General features: G+C 46.5%; 22 protein-coding genes and 6 tRNA genes. 27 read left to right on the top strand and 1 reads right to left on the bottom strand.

The window, feature by feature from the left end; genetic code table 11:
• The first annotated feature begins 217 nt into the window (after positions 1 to 217).
• The 6 genes from AC1DOV_RS32195 (at position 218) to AC1DOV_RS32170 (ending at position 811) form a co-directional block, all read left to right on the top strand.
• Positions 218 to 294 (top strand) — tRNA-Met (locus AC1DOV_RS32195).
• A 23-nt stretch (positions 295 to 317) separates the two neighbouring features.
• Positions 318 to 393: transfer RNA gene (locus AC1DOV_RS32190), tRNA-Val, on the top strand.
• A gap of 35 nt (positions 394 to 428) precedes the next feature.
• Positions 429 to 505, top strand: a tRNA-Asp gene (locus AC1DOV_RS32185).
• A gap of 16 nt (positions 506 to 521) precedes the next feature.
• Positions 522 to 597: transfer RNA gene (locus tag AC1DOV_RS32180), tRNA-Phe, on the top strand.
• 38 nt (positions 598 to 635) lie between these two features.
• Positions 636 to 720 (top strand) — tRNA-Tyr (locus AC1DOV_RS32175).
• 15 nt (positions 721 to 735) lie between these two features.
• A tRNA-Lys gene (locus tag AC1DOV_RS32170) sits at positions 736 to 811 on the top strand.
• A gap of 147 nt (positions 812 to 958) precedes the next feature.
• Here AC1DOV_RS32170 and ssuE read toward each other — a convergent pair.
• A complete protein-coding gene (gene ssuE, locus AC1DOV_RS32165) occupies positions 959 to 1513 on the bottom strand; it encodes an NADPH-dependent FMN reductase (protein WP_441886357.1) in 555 nt (184 codons plus the stop codon).
• A gap of 189 nt (positions 1514 to 1702) precedes the next feature.
• Between ssuE and AC1DOV_RS32160 the strand changes: the two genes are divergently transcribed.
• The 21 genes from AC1DOV_RS32160 (at position 1703) to AC1DOV_RS32060 (ending at position 23136) form a co-directional block, all read left to right on the top strand.
• A complete protein-coding gene (locus AC1DOV_RS32160; RefSeq protein ID WP_076270766.1) occupies positions 1703 to 2650 on the top strand; it encodes a glycosyltransferase family 4 protein in 948 nt (315 codons plus the stop codon).
• Positions 2651 to 2824: 174 nt separating this feature from the next.
• Complete coding sequence (locus AC1DOV_RS32155; RefSeq protein ID WP_076270774.1) at positions 2825 to 3967, top strand: PucR family transcriptional regulator; 1143 nt, start codon at positions 2825 to 2827, stop codon at positions 3965 to 3967.
• Between the two features lie 89 nt (positions 3968 to 4056).
• Complete coding sequence (locus tag AC1DOV_RS32150; protein WP_076270765.1) at positions 4057 to 5178, top strand: ABC transporter ATP-binding protein; 1122 nt, start codon at positions 4057 to 4059, stop codon at positions 5176 to 5178.
• A 201-nt stretch (positions 5179 to 5379) separates the two neighbouring features.
• Positions 5380 to 5973, top strand: a complete 594-nt coding sequence (locus AC1DOV_RS32145) for a sigma-70 family RNA polymerase sigma factor (RefSeq protein ID WP_477551956.1) — start codon at positions 5380 to 5382, stop codon at positions 5971 to 5973.
• Positions 5918 to 7282: a DUF4179 domain-containing protein gene (locus AC1DOV_RS32140; protein WP_477551955.1), complete on the top strand. Its 1365-nt coding sequence runs from the start codon at positions 5918 to 5920 to the stop codon at positions 7280 to 7282. Before AC1DOV_RS32145 ends, AC1DOV_RS32140 begins: the two co-directional genes overlap by 56 nt.
• A 121-nt stretch (positions 7283 to 7403) precedes the next feature.
• Entirely contained in the window at positions 7404 to 8342 is a 939-nt protein-coding gene (gene hprK / locus AC1DOV_RS32135) for an HPr(Ser) kinase/phosphatase (RefSeq protein ID WP_076270762.1), read from the top strand.
• Positions 8343 to 8363: 21 nt separating this feature from the next.
• Positions 8364 to 9365, top strand: coding sequence for a prolipoprotein diacylglyceryl transferase (gene lgt, locus AC1DOV_RS32130; RefSeq protein WP_441886373.1), 1002 nt, complete (start codon positions 8364 to 8366; stop codon positions 9363 to 9365).
• Positions 9366 to 9388: 23 nt separating this feature from the next.
• Positions 9389 to 10054 (top strand): pyrophosphatase PpaX, encoded by a 666-nt coding sequence (ppaX, locus tag AC1DOV_RS32125; protein WP_076270761.1) that lies wholly within the window; start codon positions 9389 to 9391, stop codon positions 10052 to 10054.
• Positions 10047 to 10580, top strand: coding sequence for an acyltransferase (locus AC1DOV_RS32120; RefSeq protein ID WP_477551954.1), 534 nt, complete (start codon positions 10047 to 10049; stop codon positions 10578 to 10580). The genes ppaX and AC1DOV_RS32120 overlap by 8 nt, the downstream gene beginning before the upstream one ends.
• A 195-nt stretch (positions 10581 to 10775) precedes the next feature.
• Complete coding sequence (locus AC1DOV_RS32115; RefSeq protein WP_477551953.1) at positions 10776 to 12008, top strand: ATP phosphoribosyltransferase regulatory subunit; 1233 nt, start codon at positions 10776 to 10778, stop codon at positions 12006 to 12008.
• Positions 12005 to 12649, top strand: a complete 645-nt coding sequence (gene hisG, locus AC1DOV_RS32110; RefSeq protein WP_076270758.1) for an ATP phosphoribosyltransferase — start codon at positions 12005 to 12007, stop codon at positions 12647 to 12649. The genes AC1DOV_RS32115 and hisG overlap by 4 nt, the downstream gene beginning before the upstream one ends.
• Positions 12650 to 12860: 211 nt before the next feature.
• Positions 12861 to 14147, top strand: coding sequence for a histidinol dehydrogenase (hisD, locus tag AC1DOV_RS32105; protein WP_076270757.1), 1287 nt, complete (start codon positions 12861 to 12863; stop codon positions 14145 to 14147).
• 171 nt (positions 14148 to 14318) lie between these two features.
• The gene (hisB, locus tag AC1DOV_RS32100) at positions 14319 to 14918 is read left to right on the top strand and encodes an imidazoleglycerol-phosphate dehydratase HisB (protein WP_372239028.1); all 600 of its coding nucleotides are present in this window, start codon (positions 14319 to 14321) and stop codon (positions 14916 to 14918) included.
• 1 nt (position 14919) lies between these two features.
• A complete protein-coding gene (gene hisH, locus AC1DOV_RS32095; RefSeq protein ID WP_477551952.1) occupies positions 14920 to 15537 on the top strand; it encodes an imidazole glycerol phosphate synthase subunit HisH in 618 nt (205 codons plus the stop codon).
• Between the two features lie 191 nt (positions 15538 to 15728).
• Positions 15729 to 16487 carry an imidazole glycerol phosphate synthase subunit HisF gene (gene hisF / locus AC1DOV_RS32090; RefSeq protein WP_477551951.1) on the top strand — a complete coding sequence of 253 codons (759 nt, stop codon included), beginning with the start codon at positions 15729 to 15731 and terminating at the stop codon, positions 16485 to 16487.
• Positions 16484 to 17176, top strand: a complete 693-nt coding sequence (gene hisIE / locus AC1DOV_RS32085; RefSeq protein WP_441886390.1) for a bifunctional phosphoribosyl-AMP cyclohydrolase/phosphoribosyl-ATP diphosphatase HisIE — start codon at positions 16484 to 16486, stop codon at positions 17174 to 17176. Before hisF ends, hisIE begins: the two co-directional genes overlap by 4 nt.
• 43 nt (positions 17177 to 17219) lie before the next feature.
• Positions 17220 to 18026, top strand: a complete 807-nt coding sequence (hisJ, locus tag AC1DOV_RS32080) for a histidinol-phosphatase HisJ (protein WP_477551950.1) — start codon at positions 17220 to 17222, stop codon at positions 18024 to 18026.
• 115 nt (positions 18027 to 18141) lie between these two features.
• Positions 18142 to 19092 (top strand): ribose-phosphate diphosphokinase, encoded by a 951-nt coding sequence (locus AC1DOV_RS32075; RefSeq protein WP_076270752.1) that lies wholly within the window; start codon positions 18142 to 18144, stop codon positions 19090 to 19092.
• A 165-nt stretch (positions 19093 to 19257) separates the two neighbouring features.
• The gene (locus tag AC1DOV_RS32070) at positions 19258 to 21009 is read left to right on the top strand and encodes a tetratricopeptide repeat protein (protein ID WP_477551949.1); all 1752 of its coding nucleotides are present in this window, start codon (positions 19258 to 19260) and stop codon (positions 21007 to 21009) included.
• Positions 21010 to 21029: 20 nt separating this feature from the next.
• Positions 21030 to 21977, top strand: coding sequence for a thioredoxin-disulfide reductase (trxB, locus tag AC1DOV_RS32065; RefSeq protein ID WP_076270750.1), 948 nt, complete (start codon positions 21030 to 21032; stop codon positions 21975 to 21977).
• Positions 21978 to 22185: 208 nt separating this feature from the next.
• Positions 22186 to 23136 carry an ROK family glucokinase gene (locus AC1DOV_RS32060; RefSeq protein ID WP_339206020.1) on the top strand — a complete coding sequence of 317 codons (951 nt, stop codon included), beginning with the start codon at positions 22186 to 22188 and terminating at the stop codon, positions 23134 to 23136.
• Positions 23137 to 23142: the final 6 nt, after the last annotated feature.

Here is a 23142-nt window from a genome sequence, read left to right as displayed (position 1 = left end):
GGTTCGGGGTGGAAGCACAGCAATGTGTGTAGCTGACGAATACTAATCGGTCGAGGGCTTATCCTAAACACGTTTACTGTGACCCATACATCCAGTAGACAGCAGCATTAAGGCTTCAGCAAGCCTAATCTTTCGTATCCAGTTTTCAGGGCGTAATGTTCTGACTTTGCAAGCGTCCCCGAACGCTGCAATCGACAACTATTCGGGGGACAAGCGTGGCGGTGTAGCTCAGCTGGCTAGAGCGTACGGTTCATACCCGTGAGGTCGGGGGTTCGATCCCCTTCGCCGCTACCATTACCTTTTTTATCGTAACATCTGGAGGATTAGCTCAGCTGGGAGAGCATCTGCCTTACAAGCAGAGGGTCGGCGGTTCGATCCCGTCATCCTCCACCATATGTACTTATTCGGTTTTATGACCGGATCCACTTGGAGCTGTGGTGTAGTGGCCCAACATGCCTGCCTGTCACGCAGGAGACCGCGGGTTCGAATCCCGTCAGCTCCGCCATTTTTCTTTAAAGTAAGGCTCGGTAGCTCAGTCGGTAGAGCAGAGGACTGAAAATCCTCGTGTCGGCGGTTCGATTCCGTCCCGAGCCACCACTTTATTTTTCGTTACGACGAGAAATAAGTAATAGTATGGAGGATTAGTGAAGTGGCTAAACACGGCAGACTGTAAATCTGCTCTCTCTGAGTTCGGTGGTTCGAATCCATCATCCTCCACCATTTCTTTTACAGCAAGAGCCATTAGCTCAGTTGGTAGAGCACCTGACTTTTAATCAGGGTGTCGTAGGTTCGAATCCTACATGGCTCACCATTTTTTTCTAAACAAACCTATACAACCGCAGATCTTAGGATCTACGGTTTTTTTGTTTGATTATAATCGAAATAAAAAAGAGTTTGCCCATCATTAAAGTGGGCAAACTCTTTTTTTGCATAGTTAAAACCAGATAATGAATGAATCTTAGTTTTTACTCCGTAGATTCAATTCATAAACAAGCTCGTTTACCGTTTCGTTTAGACGAAGTTTAAGTTCATCATTTAATTCAAATACTGGAGCTTCATTTGGCTCTTGTGAACGCTCGATTTGGGAATCAACGGCGTACACTCCGCTTACATATAATTTCGCGCCCATGGATGCGAGTACCGGCTTGAGGGAATAGTCAATAGAGAGTAGATGAGCGATGGTGCCGCCGATAAACAGAGGAGCAATGATTTTACCATCAAGTCCTTTCTGCGGCAGTAGATCTAGAAACGTTTTTAGAACGCCTGTATAAGATGCCTTGTAAACTGGGCTTGCAATAATAACAGCATCCGCATTCTCGACAAGCTGATTGGCTTCTATAATAGCAGGGCTGCCAAAACGAGCGTGAATTAGATCTTCGGCTGGCAAAGAAACCACGGTTATGGTATCAACCGAAAGACTTTTTGTTATCAATTGTTGCTCTACGTACTGTGTTATGCCATTTAAACGGGATGAAGCATTTGGACTGCCTGAAATAATTACAATCTTGGACATGGGTGCACTCCTCTTTTTCAAATAAATAGTAGGATAAAAAATTACATTAATCCGATAAGTAAACTTTGAATAGATAGTACCATGGCAGATGTTATTTGGTCAAACAGGTTTGATTTGTTTCTTGTATTTTATCGATATAAGGGAACAATGTATACATATAGGAATGAAATAGAAAAAGGGGTAGTTGCAATGGTATACGGATTAGCGGTTTTAATTAGCTTCGCGATCGTATTTGCAAGCGTACCACCGCTTCGTGTATTTGCGCTGCGACTTGGTTTTGTCGATCGTCCTAATCAGAGAAAAATACATAACAAGCCGATCCCTCTCATGGGTGGCGCGGCTATTTTTGTTGGCTGCATCGTTACGATGTTTATTTTTATCGGGTTCACTCCGCTCACTTGGACCATAGTTACGGGTGGAACAGTACTCGTAATTATTGGACTTCTTGATGATGCGTCAAAGGCAAAAGGGAAAGACTTTCCTATATGGCCGCGTGTCATTCTCTATATGGGTGCTGCGTCAATCCCAAGCTTATTTCACATCAAAATTGCGGGTATCACCAATCCGTTTACACATTTGTTTATTTCATTTCCCGATTGGGTGTCGTGGCTGACAACGATGCTATGGGTTTTCGCGTTAATCAATATGATTAACTTTATTGATGGCGTAGATGGGCTGGCTTCAGGGGTATGTACGCTGTCAGCACTAACGCTATTGACGGTGGCGCTCGTCAAAGGTCAGCCAAGCACCGCTATTCTTGCCATTATTGTAGCCGGAGCATGCTTTGGTTTTTTGGTTCATAATTTTTATCCAGCCAGAATTTTTATGGGTGACGCAGGAGCAACCTTCCTAGGCTTTACGCTTGCTGTAATTGCTGTTGATGGAGCGTTTAAGAAAGCAACATTCATTACCTTGCTAGTTCCATTACTGGCGCTTGGATTGCCTATATTTGACACGGCTTATGTCATGCTGCGCAGGCTTATAAGCGGTAAAGGCTTGCATCATGCGGACAAGCTGCATACGCATCATCTTTTGATGAAATGGGGACTGAGTCAGGTTCAAACGGTTTCGTTTCTATATTTAATTGCTGCGTTATTCGCGCTCTTGTCAATCATTCTTTTACTGGTAATAGGCTGAATTAAGCAAGCTCTTGTGGTACAATGACGGGAAAAAGCGTTATTCCACATTAAGGTGCGAATAAACTTTTTTTACTTATTAATCCGCTTATATGGAGCTGCTAATCGCAATAGGTGTCCTCCCATAGGAGGAAGCACGCAGCCGCAAATGCTTGTGGAGATTGGAGATAGAGAAATGAGCACGACAGACTGGTTGAAGCCGCTGAAGCACATTTTGAACTGTCCGGTACATGCTGTTTCGAAATCTATAGCGGAGTGGAACGATTTAATTAGCAATGCTGATGTGGTGTGGTTAGGCGATCATATAGGATCTTCTCCTATAGAGGGCCAACGCGTAGAAAAAGACGAAAAAACGTGGATTGTCATTTCATCTGCGGAATATGAAGTGGATTTATTAGAAATCGATTGTCCATCGCTTCAGGCAACAGAGAAGGAATTGATAAGCTGGACTTTGCAGCTTAACCGCGGACATTTAATGGAGAAAAAAAATGCGGCGCTCTCTGAATCAGAGAGGCAAGCGCTTAAGCTTGGAGATTGGATTCAGAAGCAGTTGGAATCGGATGAGCCCGCATATTCCTTACCTGATCATTTAACCGTTGGCAGTCGCTTATTTAATGAAATGATACCTTTCTTACTCGTTACAGAGCAGTCAGGCACGAAGCATGCAACCTATTCTGAATTAGAAAAACTTCTGCGTTCATTTATGTCCGACGATGTCTTGCTTATTCCGCTCAAGAGCCAGGAATGGCTGATATGGGGTTCGATGTCCTTGCTGAGAGATGAGGATTCCGATGCTTTCGATGAGCAGGAGGAAGAGACGATTGAGGATAGTCTAGCTTCGATTGGGCTTGGATTGCATGAGATGCTTGCCAGTGAGTGGATTGGTGAATGCCACATCGCAGTTGCTCATCCATCATCACCAGCAAAAGGTATGATTGAGACGACAATGCTGCTGCGGGAGACGATTAATCTTGGCCGAAAATTCCACGTAGGAACGAATATTTATTTGCCGTGGATGCTTCAGTTGGAACGTTTGTTGAATGCAATTCCTGAAGTCCATCGTGCGAGATATTTGGAGCAGTCGTTAAAAAGAGCGGATCTATTCGTTGAATCAGAAATGCTGAGTACATTGGAAACATTTTTTACGCTTGATTGTAATGTTAGTGAGACAGCGAAGAAATTATACATTCATAGAAATACATTATTATATCGTTTAGACAAGCTTAAACAAGAGACTGGTTTAGATGTTCGTCAGTTTAGGGATGCCGTACTAGTCAAAATTATATTACTATTGTACAAAGTTACGAAAAGAAATTAGTTTTTTTGTAAAGTATGTGCATAGTCACAAGCTCCCCAGTGGGATAAGATATAGGCATAACGAAATTTCTTTCTAGGGGGAAAATTATCATGGCAGGCGTACGTTTAGAAGGCATTTACAAAAAATACCCGGGTACTGACAAAGCATCGGTTACTGACGTTAACTTAGATATTAAAGACAAAGAGTTTCTCGTATTGGTCGGACCATCTGGTTGCGGTAAATCGACAACTCTTCGTATGATTGCAGGCCTTGAAGAAATTTCCGAAGGCAAATTGTTCATCGGCGACCGCCTTGTGAACGATGTAGCTCCTAAAGACCGCGACATCGCGATGGTATTCCAATCCTACGCGTTGTACCCGCACATGAACGTTTACCAAAACATGGCTTTCGGCCTTAAACTTCGTAAATTCAAAAAAGCAGACATCGACAAACGTGTTCGTGAAGCTGCTAAAATTCTAGATATCGAGCATTTGCTTGACCGTAAACCAAAAGCACTTTCCGGTGGTCAACGTCAACGTGTCGCTCTAGGACGCGCAATCGTTCGTGAGCCACAAGTATTCTTGATGGATGAGCCGCTTTCCAACTTGGACGCGAAACTTCGTGGACAAATGCGCGCTGAAATCAGCAAGCTTACAAAACGTCTTGAAACAACAACTATCTATGTAACGCATGACCAAATCGAGGCAATGACAATGGGTGACCGTATCGTTGTTATGAAAGACGGTTTCATTCAACAAACAGCTTCACCAGAAGAACTGTATAACCACCCGGTTAACATCTTCGTAGCTGGCTTTATCGGCGCTCCATCGATGAACTTTATCAGCGGTTCGCTTACAGAGCAAGGCGGCGCGCTTCGCTTCAAAGCAAGCGGCGTTGATGTAGTTGTTCCAGAAGGCAAAGCAGCATCGCTTCGCTCGAAAGGTTACATCGGCAAAGAAGTGATTCTTGGCATTCGTCCAGAGGATCTTCACGAAGAGCCAGTATTCTTGGAAGCATCCCCACAAACAATCGTGAACGCAAATGTTGAGGTTGCTGAGAACCTTGGTCACGAGATGTACTTGTACCTGAACGGTATCGGCACTGACACAGTTATCGCTCGTGTTGACGGCCGCTCTGGTCTACGTGATGGCACAACTGTTAAGCTTGCGCTTGACATGAACAAAGTACACTTGTTCGACAAAACGACAGAACTTAACATTTTTGAAGCTTAATAAATAGTATGGAAGAAGAACGGTCGGATTATCCGATCGTTCTTTTTTTATTTAAACTAGAGGTCGTTTTTGTCGAAATGGCTGTTGCGATTAAATAAATAGGAGTCAAACAAAACTGTTTCCATGCTTCGGCTGTCTAATACAAAACAGGAATAATAATGTAGAAGAAATGAGAGGCAGCCTGGGCAGGAGGGAAGAGGCATGAATAAGGATGAGTGGGCTGAAGCGGCTATACGGGGCGATGAAACGGCGCTGCTGCAGCGTATTGATCTAGATAAGCATCAAATGTATGGGATTGCTTATTCATATATGCGAAATGAGTCGGATGCATTGGAGGCTATACAAGAAACGGTTTGCCGGATATGGACGAAAAAGCATACATTAAGGGAGCCGAAATTTTTTACAACGTGGGCCATTCGTATTTTGATCCGTGTGTGTATGGATGCTAAGAAGAAGCAAACAAGGGAGCGTCCTACCGATTCGATAGCCGAGCAATATGATTTGAGGGAAAAGACAGTTGAGTACGATGAGACAGCAGCACGCCTTGATATGGCTGCGCAGATTCAACTGCTTCCGGTTAACTATCGTATGGTGATAACACTCAAATATTATCGAGATATGACGATTACTGAAATTGCTGAGCTATTGGAGAAGCCTGATGGGACCATTCGAACGTGGCTGAACAAAGCATTAAAAGGACTAAGAGCAGATATGGCATATATGAAGGAGGAGATACGAAATGAGCGAGGCCAAGGAGACGCCGTTCAGGCAAGCCAATCAGGCGCTGCGAAGTGACATTGACCATGTGAATCAGGAGCTTGTTGTGATGCCGGAGCTGGCGCTGGATGCAGCAATACGAAGTGGAATTGAGCAGGGGCGGAAGCGATCCATACGTAGAAACAGAAAAAGATGGAGTGTGAGCATGATTGCTGCAGGGCTAAGTGTAATCCTGCTTCTAACCGCGTTCGTTCGCGTATCTCCTGTCTTTGCGTCGATTGTGAAGGAAATTCCGGGATTCAGCGGGTTTGTTGAGTTGATTCAAGGAGATAAGTCCTTGATTACTGCGATGGAAAATGATTTCATACAGCCCGTAAAGCTCTCGGACGAGAAAAACGGCTACACCTTTACGGTTGATGGTATTATAGCCGATGATCAGCGTATGGCTATTCTGTATACAGTAGAGGGACCAGGAATTAACGGCAATACAGGATTTCTGGAGTATAAATTAAAAACGAGTGATGGTAAGGATTTGGTCGCTTCCATTGGTTCATCGCATTATCCGAATGATGATACCGAGGGTTCAAGCGTTCCTGTGCATCAATATTTAGATATACTAATGGGCGAAGGTTCTAAAATGCCGGAGAGCTTGCAATTCAGCCTATTGCTTGGCGGTCAGTGGCTAAAGGTTGATTTTCCAATTGAGCATAAAAGATTCGAGGGGATGCGTGAAGAAATCTCGATCGAGCAAAAGGTTGAGGTCGGAGGACAACGTTTTATGGTGAAAAATGCTGTCATAACACCGCTTCAAATAGCAGTGACAATCAAAGCAGATGTAAATAATGACAAACACGCAAATGGTTTTATAAATATAGCGCTTGTCGATGAGAAAGGCAGGCGATATGAGTCGAATTCTGCGTTTGGCGATTCTAATTCATCAATTACCCTTCACTTTAAGAGCAGTTATTTCGTTAAGCCCAAAAAGTTAACTTTAATTGCGGACGGTTTGTATTTGTCGGAAAACAATTTAAGCATCACGGTGGATACGGATAAAATAGAAACTTTATCATCACCGAATAATAGGCTTCTATTAGCCAGCAAAGAGCTGCTAAATGGTGAGTATGAAGTGAAGTTTGATTTGCTAAGTCAGGATGAGATCGATAAGAAGCCGGGGTATACATTATTTCCGCACGGCGGCACCTTTAAGGACGGTGCTGGTGTATCTTACCCTATTTCAGATAATCGGGGGGTGCAGTGGAATTCAAATGAAGATAAAGTGACCTATGTTTATCAAATTCCAGCAGCAGATTACAAGCAGCCGTTAACATTCAGTATTGAGCAGTACCCTGGTTATGTATTAAAACCGATAAGTATACCGATAAAATAAGTCGAAGGCGCTGAGCAGCGGAGGAAACGTTGCGTTCAGCGCCTTTTTCCTTTACGATGAAGACATTGGAAAATATCATACATATACACAATAGCAGTTGTCATATGAGGGAGGCCCTACGATGCCGAAAAAAGTGAAAGTATCTGAGCTCGTTAAACAATTTCAGCTTGAGATTATTGCGGGCGAGGATGGAATGAAGCGCGCCATTACAGTAGATGATTTGTATCGGCCTGGACTCGAAATGGCTGGATATTTCCACTACCATCCAAGTGAGCGCGTACAGCTGCTTGGAAGAACGGAAATCTCGTTCCTAAATATGCTGGACGGTGAAGAGCGCAAGGATCGTATGGTTCGTTTATGCAACGAGGATACACCTTGCATTATTTTGACAAGAGGGCTGGAAGCGCCTCAAGAGCTTGTAGATCAATGTAATGAGAAACAAATTCCGCTGCTTAGAAGCAATGTGGCTACAACCATTTTGTCCAGCAGAATTACGGACTTTTTGGAGAGAAAGCTAGCTCCGACAGCAACGATTCATGGCGTTCTTGTTGACGTATATGGCGTTGGAATGCTTATTACTGGAGGAAGCGGCATCGGTAAAAGCGAGACGGCGCTAGAGCTTGTCAAACGCGGACACCGGCTTGTCGCTGATGATGCAGTAGAAATTATGCAAACCTCCGATGCGCAGCTGCACGGCAGTGCGCCAGAGCTTATTCGTCACCTGCTCGAGATTAGAGGGCTGGGTATTATTAATGTAATGACACTTTTTGGCGCAGGGGCAGTTCGGACGCAGAAGCGTATCGGCCTTGTCATTAAGCTGGAAAACTGGCAGCAGGACAAGCAGTATGATCGCCTTGGATTGGATGAAGAAACGACCCGTATTATCGAGACGGACATTCCGCTCGTAACTGTGCCAGTAAGACCCGGTCGTAACTTAGCGGTCATCATCGAGGTGGCAGCAATGAATTTCCGCTTGAAACGAATGGGTTACAATGCGGCGCTGCAGTTTACGAATAAGCTTACGGAAACGATCGCTGACGATATGGACGAATACGATTGAACCTAAAGGGGATATAACTAAATGAAGACATTGATATTAAACCCAATTGCCTTCACATTAGGCTCTATTGAAGTGCATTGGTATGGCATTATTTTGGGAACAGCGGCATTAGTGGGGCTGCTTCTCGCGGTGCAAGAAGGTAAACGATTCGGAATTAAGCCGGATTTTTTCATGGATTTGTTGCTGCTGGGCGTCCCTTCCGCCATTATTGGAGCGCGAATTTATTATGTAGCGTTCAAATGGGAAGATTATAAAGGCAACTTTGTAGATGTGTTTAAAATATGGAATGGCGGTATCGCGATATATGGTGCGATAATCGGAGCTTTTATTTGCGGGTTCTTCTATTTCCGCTATAAAGGCTATAACTTCTGGCGCTTGGTAGACATTTGTGTACCTGGACTGCTTGCAGGTCAAATGATTGGTCGTTGGGGAAATTTCATGAACCAAGAGGCGTATGGCGGCGTGGTTAGCGAGTCTTTCCTTCGCAATACACTTCATTTACCATCGTTTATCGTGGATCAAATGCTTATTCAAGGTGAATACCGTCACCCGGCTTTCTTGTATGAATCCGTATGGAGCTTGGTCGGTATTGCTATATTGTTCATCCTTCGCCGCCAAAAGTTTTTGCGCGCAGGCGAGCTGATGGCCAGCTACTTTATCTGGTATTCAATCGGCCGTTTCTTTATAGAAGCGCTTCGTACGGACAGTCTTGCATTTAGAGGACCATCGTGGCTGGCATCGTTTATTAATGGCCTCTGGACTCCAATGGAGGTATTGTTCAAACAAGGTTACTTGGATCCTGCGTACGGCAACATAAGGATTTCACAAGTACTGGCGCTGCTTTTAATCGTTGGTGCGGTTGTACTTATTATCGTGCGACGTAAGACGGGACTTGCATCCGCTCATTACCTTGATCCAATTACGACTAGCAAGCCAGAGCGTAACGTGGGATCGGATTCTGAGAAAAAGGGCAAAGACCAACCTGTTGGCACTAAAAAAGATGATGAGGCTGGCAAGCGTTAAATGTAATTTAGGGAGGTTTATCGATGACGGGCAATATCAAAACGATGCTGTTCGATTTGGACGGCACGATTATCGACACCAATGAGCTTATCATCCGCTCGTTCATAGAGTCTTTACAAGGCGTAGCACCAGAAGGATTCGGAAGAGAGCACATTATTCCAAGCATGGGGCAGCCGCTTACGGATCAAATGAAGCTATTCTCGGGATTGGATGAAGTAACACATCTTGTGGCAGCGTATCGCGAAGTTAATCTGCGTTTGCATGATGAATATGTAAAACCATTTGATTACGTCATAGAAGTTATTGAGCGGATGCATAAACAAGGTATCCAAATTGGCGTCGTTACGACAAAAATGCGTCTGACAACGGAACGCGGCTTGAAATACGTTGGGCTGTTCGACTTCGTGGATACCATTGTAACGATTGATGATGTTGTTCATGCTAAGCCGCATCCAGAACCAGTGAGCAAAGCAATCGGTCTGCTCGGCGCAGATCCGGCAACGACCATTATGGTTGGAGACAGCACAGTGGATATCGAGTCGGCGATTGCAGCAGGTGCGATAGCAGTTGGTGTCGCTTGGTCGCTAAAAGGCGAGCAAATCCTTAAGGATGCCGGAGCCCATCATGTCATTCACGACATGCGCGATCTCTATTCCTTTGTCGGAATGGAGCGGGAAACATTTGCGTAAAGTTGAACGATATCCGGTGGAAGGGCCAAACGCGCTGTGGCAAGTATATTCAACGGTCAGCCGATTTAAATCGGTTCGTAATTTCATTTGCATCCAGCTAGCGCGCTATTGTCCGATTCTTCCGTTAAAAAATTGGATTTACCGCCGTTTGCTCGGCATGAAGGTCGGAGAACATACCGCTTTTGCACTTATGGTCATGGTCGATGTCTTTTTTCCCGAGCGTATAACGGTAGGCAATAATACAATTATCGGATATAATACAACCATTCTAACTCATGAATATTTGATCAAGGAGTATCGCCTCGGCGACGTCGTGATAGGCTCTCAGGTTATGATAGGAGCAAATACGACGATATTGCCAGGTGTAACAATCGGCGATCATGCCATTGTAGCTGCTGGATCAGTTGTCCATAAGGATGTGCCTGCTTATGCATTTGTAGGAGGCAATCCGATGCGGGAAATTAGACGAAGCGAAATGGTCGTGCCAAGCGAATTTGATGAGAATGTGCGCAACATTTTAAACTAATGGGCTATGGAAAGCTTCGTCCGTGCGAGTTCGTCTCGCAGCCGGTCGAGGCTTTCTTTTTTGACGTAAAACGGATCGATTTCAACTTGACGAAAATAAGCTTTTCATGCTAATATTACGACTAAACTCTTTAATTTGTTAGCATGGTAACATGGTATCGCTTTAAACCAATAAAGTAAACGAAGGTGATATTGGATGTCTAAACCAAAAGTATTTGAGAAGCCGATAGGCGTTAAAGATTATTTGCCAAGTGCAGTGGCTAAGCTGCGTCATATTGAACGTCAGGTTCTTACCTGCATGCAGGGCTGGGGCTACGAACAAATTATAACTCCAACAATGGAATATTACGATACAGTAGGTGTAGCCAGCTCTACATCCGATCAGAAGTTATTCAAGCTGCTTAACAATCGTGGAACAACGCTGGTGCTGCGCTCTGATATGACGTCGCCAATCGCTCGTGTGGTGTCATCCTTATTGAAGCAAGCGGATTTTCCGCAGCGTCTGTCGTATCACTCTAATGTGTTTCGGGCGATAGAGGAAGAGGCGGGCCGCGAGGCAGAATTTTTCCAAACGGGCGTAGAGCTAGTTGGTGATTCTTCAGCAGAAGCGGATGCAGAGGTTGTTGCTCTTGCAATCGCGTCGCTTAAAGCTGCCGGTGTTGAGCGCTTCAAGATCGCTATTGGGCATGTTGGGTTCCTAAACGGCTTGCTGGAGCAATCCTTGCCAGGCCGTGCAGAAGCGCAGGAGCAGTTGAAGAGCTGCTTGTTAGGCCGTGATTTTGTAGGTTACCGCGAGCAGCTTCGTGGATTATCCGTGGATGAATCCGTTCAGCAAGAGCTGGAGGGTGTTTTGCGTCTACGCGGCGGGCAAGAGATTTGTGATCAAGCGCTGCAGCTGAATGTGGATGATAAAGCGCGGGCGTCCATTCAACATTTGTGCGAAATATGGGATGTGCTGAAGGCGTACGGGGTTTGTGAGCATGTGCTTATCGATCTGACGATGATTGGTGACTTCTCCTATTACACAGGGATGACTTTCGAGGGTTATGCAGCTGATCTAGGCTTCCCGGTTGTAAGTGGAGGCCGTTATGACAACCTGCTGGCCCAGTTCGGCAGACCGGCTCCTGCAACGGGATTTGCACTCAAGACGACGCGTATTCTGGAGCTGCTTGGCGATGGCGCTGAGAGTGAAACGGAACGCACACTGGTTATCTATGATACTGCTGGACGCAATGAGGCGCTTGTTAAAGCACAGGAACTGCGCGGGCAGGGTGCGAGCGTTGTAACAGAGCGGGTAGATGCGAATAACGCAATTCTTGATGAGCTTAAAAATAAGGCACAGCAGCAATCGTTTACTTATAAAGGCGTAGCCTACACAGCATTGCTGACATTTGACGGAAGCGGAATTAAAGGAGGCAGCGCCACATGAGCGGAGCGACAAAAGATATATTGAAAGTGGCGATGCCGAAGGGCCGCATTTATAAGGTAGCTTCCAAGCTGTTCCGTGAAGCGGGGCTTCCGATTCCTAGCGACTTTGATGATACGCGCAAGCTGATCATTGAGCTTCCAGAGGTAGGGATGGAGTTCATTATGGCAAAGCCTGTTGACGTACCGACTTATGTGGAATACGGCGTAGCGGACATCGGAATCGTGGGCAAAGACGTGCTCATGGAGGAAAATAAAGATGTTTATGAGCTGCTTGATCTTGGCATTGCCAAATGCCGGATGTCTGTTATTGGCATGCCGGATTGGAAGCCGACTATGAATCCGCGTGTAGCGACCAAATACCCGAATGTGGCTTCGGCGTATTTCCGTGAGCTCGGGCAGCAGGTGGAGGTCATTAAGCTAAATGGCTCCATCGAGCTTGCGCCAATGATCGGGTTAGCTGACCGCATCGTCGATATGGTGGAAACCGGCCAAACTCTTCGTGAGAATGGGCTTGTGGAGATGGAATCTATCTTCGGTATTACGAGCCGCTTAATCGCGAATCGAGTAAGCTACCGGATGAAGAATGAAGCGATTCAAGGACTGTGTGATCGCTTGCAGGAAGCGTTGGCTAAGCGGGGGTAGAAGAGAGATCAGAATTAGGTAAGTAAGAAGAGAGAATGAGCGGATAAAGCGAGTCCAGAAAGAGCGGGAAATGCATGGCGATTGTCACCGAAGCGGAACAAACGCAGTGCAGGGCTTGCAGCATTTCATGTTTAGACGAGGCATGACAAGTGAAGTGCATACTGGACTGAACGGATAGATAGCCTTGTGAGTATTGGAAGGAGTGGATGATATGCGTATTATGCGAGCGGAGCAATTTGGTTTGAAGCGTGAGGTGGAGTATGGGACACCTGAGCAAAATGAGTCTGCTTTGAAGATCGTCGCAGACGTAAAGTCTGAGGGGGATGCAGCACTGCTGAGGTATACGGAGCAGCATGACCGCGTTAAGCTCGACGCTGCGTCGCTGCGTGTGACGCAGGAGGAAATACAGGCGGCGTATGAGCATGTTGACGCCGACTTTCTCACGGCTATTCGCGAAGCAGCCGTGAACATTCGGGTATTCCACGAGAAGCAAATGCGTACCTCGTGGATGGATTTGCAGCAGGACGGAACGCTGCTCGGGCAAATTATGCGACCGCTCAAGCGGGTCGGCGTATATGTGCCCGGAGGCAAGGCGGCTTATCCGTCGTCCGTGCTGATGAATGTTATACCGGCACAGGTAGCTGGGGTGCCGGAAATTGTTATGGTGACGCCGCCGGCAACTGGCGGCACGGAAGGCATCGACCCGTATATTCTCGTTGCCGCCGCGGAATCGGGCGTCAAGGAGATGTACCGGGTCGGCGGCGCACAGGCCATAGCCGCGCTTGCGTACGGCACGGCCACGATTGCTCCGGTCGATAAAATATGCGGACCGGGCAATATTTATGTGGCGCTTGCGAAGCGCGCCGTATTCGGTGCCGTCGATATCGACAGTATCGCCGGGCCAAGTGAAATCGTCGTGCTTGCTGACGATTCAGCTGATCCCGCGTATGTAGCCGCGGATCTGCTGTCGCAGGCGGAGCACGATGAGATGTCATCGGCGATCCTTGTAACGCCATCGCAGCAGCTTGCGGAAGCTGTAGCAGCGGAGGTGGAGCGTCAGCTGTCCACCCTGCCGCGTCAAGACATTGCACGCAGCTCCATCGACAACTATGGCGCTGTACTGCTGGTCGACTCGCTCGAAGCGGGTATCGACGTTATTAATCAGATCGCGCCTGAACACTTAGAGGTGCTGACGGTTGATCCGATGCGTTTGCTCGGCTACATTCAGAACGCAGGTGCTATTTTCCTTGGGCCTTACAGCTCGGAGCCGGTCGGGGATTATTTTGCTGGACCTAACCACATCATTCCAACAAACGGCACAGCACGGTTCTCATCGCCAGTTAATGTTGATGATTTCTTGAAGAAATCGAGCTTGATTTACTACAGTAAAGAAGCGTTGATGGCTAATGGCGATAAAATCATGACGCTGGCTCGTCATGAAGGACTTGAAGGGCACGCTCGTGCAATCGAGGTTCGTCTTGAGAAGGAACGCGGGTAAACATTTTAACGTAAATGGATAAATTTGTTAGGCAAACAATTAAGTATAGGAGAGTTATTACCTAGGTAATAACTCTTATGCTCTTTAGCGGCATGTGCTGGAATTCCCTAATGCGGCAGGGCATTTGAGATAATGAAAACAAACATAATCATATAGGAAGAAGGAATGAAAGTGTCGGAAAATCGTGTACGTGAAGCATCGGTGGCACGCAAGACGAATGAAACGGATATTAAGCTTACTTTTGCAGTAGATGGAACAGGTGAAGCAAAGATTGATACAGATGTCCCTTTCTTTAACCATATGCTGGATCTATTTATTAAGCACGGCCAGTTTAATCTGGAATTAGAAGCACGCGGCGACATCGACATCGATGATCACCATACGGTAGAGGATATCGGAATTTGCATCGGTCAAACGCTTCGTGAAGCGCTTGGCGACAAACGCGGCATTAAGCGTTATGCTAGTGTATTTGTACCAATGGATGAGGCGCTGGCTCAGGTTATTATTGATGTGAGCAACCGCCCACACTTTGAATACCGTGCCGAATACCCATCTACACAAGTAGGCAGCTTCTCGACAGAGCTTGTTCATGAGTTTTTGTGGAAGCTTGCACTTGAATCACGCATCACGCTTCATGTAATCGTACATTACGGCAAAAACACGCACCACATGATTGAAGCGGTGTTCAAAGCGCTTGGACGAGCGCTTGATGAAGCAACAAGCATTGATCCTCGCGTACAAGGAGTGCCTTCAACGAAAGGAGTGCTCTAGTATGATCGCGATTATTGATTATGGGATGGGTAACCTCCACAGCGTAAGCAAAGCGGTTGAGCGTCTTGGATACGAGGCGGTTATAACAGACGATCCCGAGACGATTGCAGCTTCAGACGGAGCGATTCTTCCTGGCGTTGGTGCGTTTGGCGATGCCATGCAAAACCTGCGGGAAACGAAGATGGATGAAGTGACTAAAGCGTATGCAGCTTCTGGTAAGCCGCTGCTCGGCATTTGCCTTGGCATGCAGCTTCTCTTCACTGAAAGTGACGAATATGGAACGAATGAGGGATTGAATCTTCTTCCCGGCAAAGTTAGCCGTTTCACAGGGGATTACAAGATACCGCATATGGGCTGGAACAAGCTGTCTTTCCTTCAAGAGCAGTCGCCTCTATTTAATGGGTTGACCGAAGGGCATGTTTATTTCGTACACTCGTTCCATGCGAAGCCGGAGGTAAGCTCCGACCTGCTCGCAACAACAGACTATTATCAGCAGGTAACAGCAATTGTTGGTCGCGGAAACGTATATGGCATGCAATTTCACCCCGAAAAAAGCGGAGAGCTTGGCATGCAGCTACTGGGCAACTTTCTTGCACTAACTAAAATTAACGAAGCATAACAAGCTTCAATAGATATTCAAGCAAGTTACTTACTTAAACAATTAAATCGTTTAAGACTCGCTGCTTGGTAAGGATGCTTCTTCCTTAATCCAAGCAATTTTATCAAAGTAACTCTAAGTATTCCGAAGTATTACTAAGCACTACCAAAGAGACAATTAAGCTCGACTACGGGCATAAAGGAGAGTGCAATATGCTGGCGAAACGTATCATTCCTTGTCTTGACGTGAAGGATGGCCGCGTTGTGAAGGGTGTTAATTTTGTGAACCTGCGCGATGCGGGCGACCCAGTCGAGCTGGCGGCCACTTATGACCAAGAGGGCGCAGATGAGCTTGTATTTCTAGATATATCGGCTTCCGTTGAAGGGCGTGCGACGATGATTGAAGTGGTCAAGCGGACCGCTGGGGAAATTACGATTCCGTTTACGGTAGGCGGCGGCATTTCTCATGTCGATGACATGAAGCGGCTGCTGCGCGCCGGCGCGGACAAAATCGGCGTAAATACAGCTGCGGTTTTAAATAAGGCACTCATTCAAGAGGGGTCACGCAAGTTTGGATCACAGTGCATCGTGGTGGCGATTGATGCGAAGTTTAATGCTGAGTGGGGCGAATGGGAAGTTTACACGCACGGCGGACGCAAAACGACTGGCATTAAGGCGCTCGAATGGGCACGTGAAGTGGAGAAGCTAGGCGCAGGTGAAATTTTGCTGACTAGCATGGATGCCGATGGCACCAAAGACGGCTTCGACATCAAGCTCACGCAGGCGGTGTCAGATTCGCTAGGCATTCCTGTCATTGCTTCGGGCGGAGCGGGTAGAGTCGAGCATTTTAACGATGTATTCCAAATGGCACATGCGGATGCGGCTCTAGCTGCGACGATTTTTCACTATAAAGAAATGACGATTCGTGAAGTGAAGGACGACTTGCGCTTGAAGGGAGTAGAGGTACGATGACGGAAAACAATCATAATGAACTTATCTCAAAAATTAAATGGGACAATGCGGGGCTAGTACCAGCTATTGTTCAAGATGTGCAAAGCAAAGAAGTGCTTATGATGGCTTATATGAATAAGGAATCACTTCAGCTATCCGTTGAATCCGGCGTGACTTGGTATTGGAGCCGATCGCGTAATGAGCTTTGGAACAAAGGAGCGACAAGCGGTAATACGCAGCGCATCGTCTCTTTGGCTTATGATTGCGACGGTGATACATTGCTCGTTAAGGTGGAGCAAAAAGGTCCAGCTTGCCACACAGGGCGCTATAGCTGCTTCTTTAATTCGGTTGAAGTAGCTGGGAACACAGATGCTTCTTCAGAGGCTGGACAATCCGCTGCAGACCGCTTTGCTACGCTTGGACAACTAGAGAGCGTGATTGCCGAGCGTTACGCAGAGCGCCCTGAAGGCTCTTACACCTCATACCTGTTCGATAAAGGTGTAGATAAGATTTTGAAAAAAGTAGGCGAAGAAGCATCCGAGGTGATCATAGCAGCGAAGAATAAAGATAACGACGAGCTTCGCAGCGAGGTTGGCGATCTTATTTTTCACCTGATGGTATTGCTTCGTGAACGCGGATTGCCGCTAGATGATGTAATCAGCGAAATTAACAATCGTCACGGCAAGCCAACAACAAATAAAATGAGATAATGGAAGCTGAATGATAAATGACAGCAGAAAGGCCGGTACGCACATGTTTATCGATTACCATACGCATCATGCTCGCTGTGGTCATGCCGTTGGAGAGCTAGAGGAATATGTAAAGAAGGGCATAGAGATCGGACTCGTGCAGCTCGGCCTTTCCGATCATATGCCACTGCTCCATGTTGACCCTGCGACTTATTATCCGGAAATGGCTATGCCGATGGATGAGCTTCCGCGTTATGTGGAGGAATGCCTTGCGCTTAAGGAAAAGTATAAGGGACAAATCGACATACGTGTTGGGCTTGAAGGCGATTATATCGAAGGCTGCGAGGAGCAGATCGCTGCGATCGTGAACGCGTACCCTTGGGACTATGTGATTGGCTCTGTTCATTTTCTTGAGGAGTGGGACATCACCGATTTCCGGCAAACGGGAGGCTGGGAAGGCCGCAATCGTATGGCTGTATACGAACAGTACTACGCAGCCGTGGGCAAAGCAGCCGCAAGCGGGTTCTATGACTACATTGGACATATTGATGTCATCAAGCGTTTTGGCTTTCAGCCGGAGGAAAATGTTACCCATTTGGAGAACGCTGCACTAGAGGCAGTCAAGAAGCATGGACTTGCGATTGAGCTCAACGCATCGGGCCTTCGCACACCTGCAGCAGAGATGTTTCCGAGCCGTAGAATGCTGGAATATGCACTGGAACTAGGCATTCCGCTGACGGTTGGTTCGGATGCTCACCAGCCTGAAAGACTAGGCCAATATTTGGATCAAGCGTACGATTTGCTCAAAGAAGTTGGCTTTAAGCAGCTTGCGACATTTAATTGTCGAAAATTAGTGATGATTGATTTTTGAAATATCGTAAATTCCATGTATAATATAGATGATCAAATAAGCTTTGTCGAATGATCCGGCAAAGACGAGTACTTGTTCCGTCAAATTAATTGGTTTTAACGCTCAGGAGGGTATCATGTTAAGCGACAAGGTGCGTATTTTTTCGGGTTCGTCTAATCCGGTATTGGCTCAGAAAATTAGTGCAGAGCTTGGTCTGACGCTAGGTGCGATCAAGATGTCCCGTTTTAAAAGCGGAGAGATTTACGTGCATTACGAGGAAACGATTCGGAATTGCGATGTATTTCTCGTACAATCATTCTCACATCCAATCAACGAGCATTTTGTCGAATTGCTTGTTATGATTGATGCGGCGAAGCGTGCTTCCGCAAGAACGGTCAACATCATCATGCCTTATTACGGTTATGCGCGTCAGGAGCGCAAAGCAGCACCTCGGGAGCCGATTTCAGCGAAAATGCTGGCGGATGTGCTCACGACAGTAGGAGCGAACCGAGTGATTACAATCGACCTACATGCTCCAGCTATTCAAGGCTTCTTCAACATTCCAGTCGATCATATGACTGCGCTAGATTTAATCAGCGATTATTTGAAGTCGAAAAACATCAAGAACCCGGTTGTTGTATCGCCGGATGCAGGACGTGCTTCAACTGCTGAGAAGCTAGCGAACTACTTGGATACATCGTTTGCGATTATGATCAAGAAACGCCCTGCGCATAATGAATCAGTTATCACACATGTTATCGGTGATGTCGAAGGTCAAACTCCGATTATTATCGAGGATCTCATCGATACGGGATCTACGATTGTTAACGTTGTGGAAAGCTTGAAGGAGCGCGGCGCTGAGGATGTATTTGTATGCGCAACGCATCCGTTATTCTCCGGCTCTGCCATTGAGCGTTTGGATCATCCCAATATTAGAGAAGTCATCGTAACAGACTCAATCAGCTTGCCGGAATCGACTCCTGAACGCTTCAAGGTGCTTTCCGTTGCGCCGTTGCTTGCAGAAGCAACACGCATTATTTTGGAGGGCGGCTCCATTAGCACATTGTTCAAAAGCAATGGTGTCTAAACGTTCAAATGGAATGCAGAACTAACGAAATGAATAGTAATGCCGCGGGAAATCGCGGGTGGTGTATTTGCCATCCGCGATTTTCCCACATATTCTTTCATGTTCTCAGGTGTATTGCTATGGTATAATCGTATAAAATCGGAAGTAACGGGAGGTGCCTTGCGGGTGAAAGAAAAGAAACGAGTTGCCGTAGATCAACAGACGAAAGTCATACCGGTTCAATGGGACGCTACGTTTTTTTTCGAACGTGCGGTTCGATCGCTTGATCGGCTCCATTATGACAAGGCACTTAAATATTTTCGTCGCGCCGTCGAATACGAGCCGGAGAATCCGGTAAACCATTGTAATATGGCCGGCATTCTTTCTGAAATGGGCAACTATGAGGAATCCAATAAAATCCTCGGTTGGATTGTAGATGAGCTTGATCCGACGATGACGGAGTGCCATTTCTATATGGCGAACAATTTTGCTAATTTAGAACAATATGAAGCAGCCGAGGGCTCGCTTATTCGATATTTGGAAGAGGACTCCGAAGGACAGTTTCTGGATGAAGCGGAAGATATGATGGATCTACTGCATTTTGAACTGGAGCGTCCTACTCGTCTAACCAACATTAAGTCTCGTGAAGGCATGGTCGAGCATGATTTGGCGCGCACGCTGCTGGAGGAAGGTAAATTCACTGAGGCTGTGCGCATTTTGGAGAAAATTATCGAAGGACAGCCAGATTTTTTAGCTGCTCGAAATAATTTGGCATTGGCCTACTACTATATGGGCATGTTCGATAAAGCGATGGATACGATCCATGAAGTGCTTGATCTTGAAGCGGGCAACCTGCATGCGCTGTGCAACCTTGCTATTTTTTATCAGCACAAGAACGATGAAAAAAGCTTGAAGCCGCTTGTTGAGCTGCTTGCGAAGACGGTACCGTTCCATCAAGAGCATGTGTTTAAACTGGCAACAACAATGGGCATCTTAGGAGAGCATGGTGCTGCTTATAAGCATTTCACCAGACTTCTCAAAGACTCAGAGCTCACTCAGGATCCAAGCCTGTATCATTACGCGGCTGTTGCAGCTTGCAATATCGGACGTTTGCAGGAAGCAGAGCGCCTATGGAAGCAGACAATCAAGCTCGATCCAAAATCAAGCATTCCTCTTTATTATATGGAGCAGCTTGAGCTGGTACGAAGCGGGCAGCAGACGGCTGCCATCAGCTATCACTATCATTTGCCGTTCGAAGAGCAGTTTAAGCTATGGGAGAAATCCTCCGATGGCATTCCCGATCATCTGAAGCGCGATCCTTTAGTACGCTCGTCGTTCTTCTGGGCGCTGCGTCATGGTGACCAGGACACGAAGCTGCAGGTTATTCAGGCTCTAGGGATGATCGCCGACAGCGAAGTGAAGGATGTTCTTCAGACGTTTTTGCTCGAGAAGGAAGAGGATGATTATCTCAAACGGATTGCCATCTTTGTACTCCGGACAATGGGCGTACAAGAGCCTTTACATGTGGTGCTGGAAGGCAAAGAAACGGTCATTGAGCCGAACCGGGTCCCTTCAAGTCTGCCTGTATGGGAAGATAAGTGGCAGTCTGTTGCAGATATCGCTCTTGATCGCATGAGCAAGCAGTATGATTTGGTTCAGCAGCATGATTTGATGACCTTATGGGTGGAATTTTTGACGCGAGTATATCCAGATGCTCCGAAGCTTACGAAGCCGGAGAGCTGGGCAGCCGCATTAGAATATTTGACTGCAAAAATGCATCGTCGTGCTATTTCCTATCACGAAGTTTCAACCAGATACGGTACATCTATTGCGACAGTCAGCAAGAACGTCAAGATTATTGATGAAGTTTGCGGCATCAAAGAAAAGATGAAGTCGATGAGTTCCGTCTTCTTTACGCAAGAATTACAGGACGAATAAACTTTTACGAGGTGAAGCTTATGTACAAATCAATTATTATCGGTACTGGTCCTGCGGGGCTTACAGCAGCTATTTATTTGGCTCGCGCTAACATGAGCCCACTCATTATTGAAGGTCCAGAACCGGGCGGTCAATTGACGACAACAACAGAGGTAGAGAATTTCCCTGGTTTCCCGGAAGGGATTATGGGTCCTGAGCTGATGGAAAACATGCGTAAGCAAGCGGAGCGCTTTGGCGCTAAGTTTATTACGGGTTGGGTTAATAGCGTGGATATGTCAGAGCGTCCATTCAAGCTTCAAGTGGAAGGCCACGGCGAGCTTGTTGGGGAGAGCATTATTATTTCTACTGGTGCATCGGCTAGATACCTCGGCATTCCAGGCGAGAAAGAAAACGTTGGCCGGGGCGTAAGCACTTGCGCAACTTGCGATGGCTTCTTCTTCCGCGGTAAAAAAATTATCGTAGTGGGCGGCGGCGACTCTGCGATGGAGGAAGCAAACTTCCTTACTCGTTTTGCTTCAAACGTAGAGCTTGTTAACCGTCGTGATGAGCTTCGCGCATCCAAAATCATGCAGGATCGCGCTCGTGAGAACGAGAAAATCAGCTGGAGCTTAAACCGCACACCGGTTGAGGTTGTAGCAACTGGCATGGGTGTTACTGGACTTAAAGTTCGTGACAACGAGACAGGTGAAGAGGATGTTATTGAGACAGACGGAATCTTTATCGCTATCGGCCATACGCCAAACACGAAATTCCTAGCAGGTCAAATCGATACAGACGATCATGGTTACATTGTTGTAAAACCAGGTACATCTGAAACGAATGTACCGGGCGTGTTCGCTTGTGGAGATGTTCAAGACAGCAAATATCGTCAAGCAATTACAGCAGCAGGCAGCGGTTGTATGGCTGCACTGGATTGTGAAAGATATTTGGAGGGTGCAATTACGCATGACTGGAGCAAATCGCTTTAATACTTGACGAGTTGCAACATAAGATAAAGAAGGGGCTATACCAGCAGAGCGACATGCTTGAAGGTATAGCTTTTTCATTAAATGCTGAAGGCGTTTTTTCCAAGCCCAGAATGGTTGATTTGCCAGTATTCCTCTATCTTGACCAGAGGATGAAGGTCGCTTATAGTGTTACAAGAGAAGATTAACATATTGATGAGGTGGACTAGTGATGTCTGAGAAGATTTACGTTGGAGTCGATGTCGGCGGAACTGCTATTAAAGTAGGTATTTGTAATTCGGATGGGCAATTGCTCCAGACGTACGAGGGGCCGACGGAGGCGAGTAAAGGAACGGACACTATCCTTCAAAATATTGCGAAATATGCACAACAAATCGTAGTGGAATCGGACTATGATTGGGAGCAAGTTGACGGGGTAGGCGTTGGTATTGCTGGTTTCTTAGATATTCCAAACGGAATTGTGAAATTTGCACCAAACTTAAAAATCGAGAACGTCAATCTTAAGGCTTATTTGGAGCAAGAGCTGAATAAGACAGTTAAAGTTAATAATGATGCGAATGTTGCTGCACTAGGCGAAGCTTGGGGCGGAGCGGGCAAAGGCATCGCGCACTGCGTATGCTACACACTCGGCACAGGCGTAGGCGGCGGCATAATTATAGATGGTAAAATCGTTGAAGGTTCTATGGGTATGGCTGGCGAGCTTGGTCATATGGCTATCGTGCCTGATCTTGAAGCTATTGTATGCGGCTGCGGCAAAATTGGCTGCTTGGAAACGGTATCCTCTGCAACAGGTATTATCCGTATGGCAAAGGATGCGGTGGAACGCGGCGATCGTACATCGCTTTCACTTGTTGAGGATATTATGGCGAAGGATGTTCTTGATGCGGCTAAAGCAGGAGACGAAGTAGCAACTCGCATCGTAAACCGTGCTGCTTATTATTTGGGTAAATCAATGGCGATGATCGCTATTGTATTGAATCCGCAATATTTCATCATTGGAGGCGGCGTTTCGAAGGCTGGAGAATTTTTATTCGAGCAAATTCGTGAAGTATTCGACAAGTATACACAGGATCAAGCGAAAGAAAATGTGCAAATCGTAGCGGCAACACTAGGCAACAACGCTGGCGTTGTAGGCGCAGCCGGCCTTATTCTAAGAGGTTAATTTCAT

The organism is Paenibacillus sp. 01T47, from assembly GCF_056398245.1.
This window is presented reverse-complemented; position numbering and strand designations above follow the sequence as displayed.

Excerpts from the sequence above, each read along its gene's own strand:
- AC1DOV_RS32075 (WP_076270752.1), top strand. The coding sequence starts at position 18,142 with ATGTTAAGCGACAAGGTGCGTATTTTTTCGGGTTCGTCTAATCCGGTA.
- hisG (WP_076270758.1), top strand. The coding sequence starts at position 12,005 with ATGAGCGGAGCGACAAAAGATATATTGAAAGTGGCGATGCCGAAGGGC.
- AC1DOV_RS32140 (WP_477551955.1), top strand. The coding sequence starts at position 5,918 with ATGAGCGAGGCCAAGGAGACGCCGTTCAGGCAAGCCAATCAGGCGCTG.
- ppaX (WP_076270761.1), top strand. The coding sequence starts at position 9,389 with ATGACGGGCAATATCAAAACGATGCTGTTCGATTTGGACGGCACGATT.
- hisIE (WP_441886390.1), top strand. The coding sequence starts at position 16,484 with ATGACGGAAAACAATCATAATGAACTTATCTCAAAAATTAAATGGGAC.
- hisH (WP_477551952.1), top strand. The coding sequence starts at position 14,920 with ATGATCGCGATTATTGATTATGGGATGGGTAACCTCCACAGCGTAAGC.
- AC1DOV_RS32060 (WP_339206020.1), top strand. The coding sequence starts at position 22,186 with ATGTCTGAGAAGATTTACGTTGGAGTCGATGTCGGCGGAACTGCTATT.
- hisJ (WP_477551950.1), top strand. The coding sequence starts at position 17,220 with ATGTTTATCGATTACCATACGCATCATGCTCGCTGTGGTCATGCCGTT.
- ssuE (WP_441886357.1), bottom strand. The coding sequence starts at position 1,513 with ATGTCCAAGATTGTAATTATTTCAGGCAGTCCAAATGCTTCATCCCGT.
- lgt (WP_441886373.1), top strand. The coding sequence starts at position 8,364 with ATGAAGACATTGATATTAAACCCAATTGCCTTCACATTAGGCTCTATT.
- AC1DOV_RS32150 (WP_076270765.1), top strand. The coding sequence starts at position 4,057 with ATGGCAGGCGTACGTTTAGAAGGCATTTACAAAAAATACCCGGGTACT.
- AC1DOV_RS32155 (WP_076270774.1), top strand. The coding sequence starts at position 2,825 with ATGAGCACGACAGACTGGTTGAAGCCGCTGAAGCACATTTTGAACTGT.
- AC1DOV_RS32160 (WP_076270766.1), top strand. The coding sequence starts at position 1,703 with ATGGTATACGGATTAGCGGTTTTAATTAGCTTCGCGATCGTATTTGCA.
- hisF (WP_477551951.1), top strand. The coding sequence starts at position 15,729 with ATGCTGGCGAAACGTATCATTCCTTGTCTTGACGTGAAGGATGGCCGC.
- hisD (WP_076270757.1), top strand. The coding sequence starts at position 12,861 with ATGCGTATTATGCGAGCGGAGCAATTTGGTTTGAAGCGTGAGGTGGAG.
- hprK (WP_076270762.1), top strand. The coding sequence starts at position 7,404 with ATGCCGAAAAAAGTGAAAGTATCTGAGCTCGTTAAACAATTTCAGCTT.
- AC1DOV_RS32115 (WP_477551953.1), top strand. The coding sequence starts at position 10,776 with ATGTCTAAACCAAAAGTATTTGAGAAGCCGATAGGCGTTAAAGATTAT.
- AC1DOV_RS32145 (WP_477551956.1), top strand. The coding sequence starts at position 5,380 with ATGAATAAGGATGAGTGGGCTGAAGCGGCTATACGGGGCGATGAAACG.
- trxB (WP_076270750.1), top strand. The coding sequence starts at position 21,030 with ATGTACAAATCAATTATTATCGGTACTGGTCCTGCGGGGCTTACAGCA.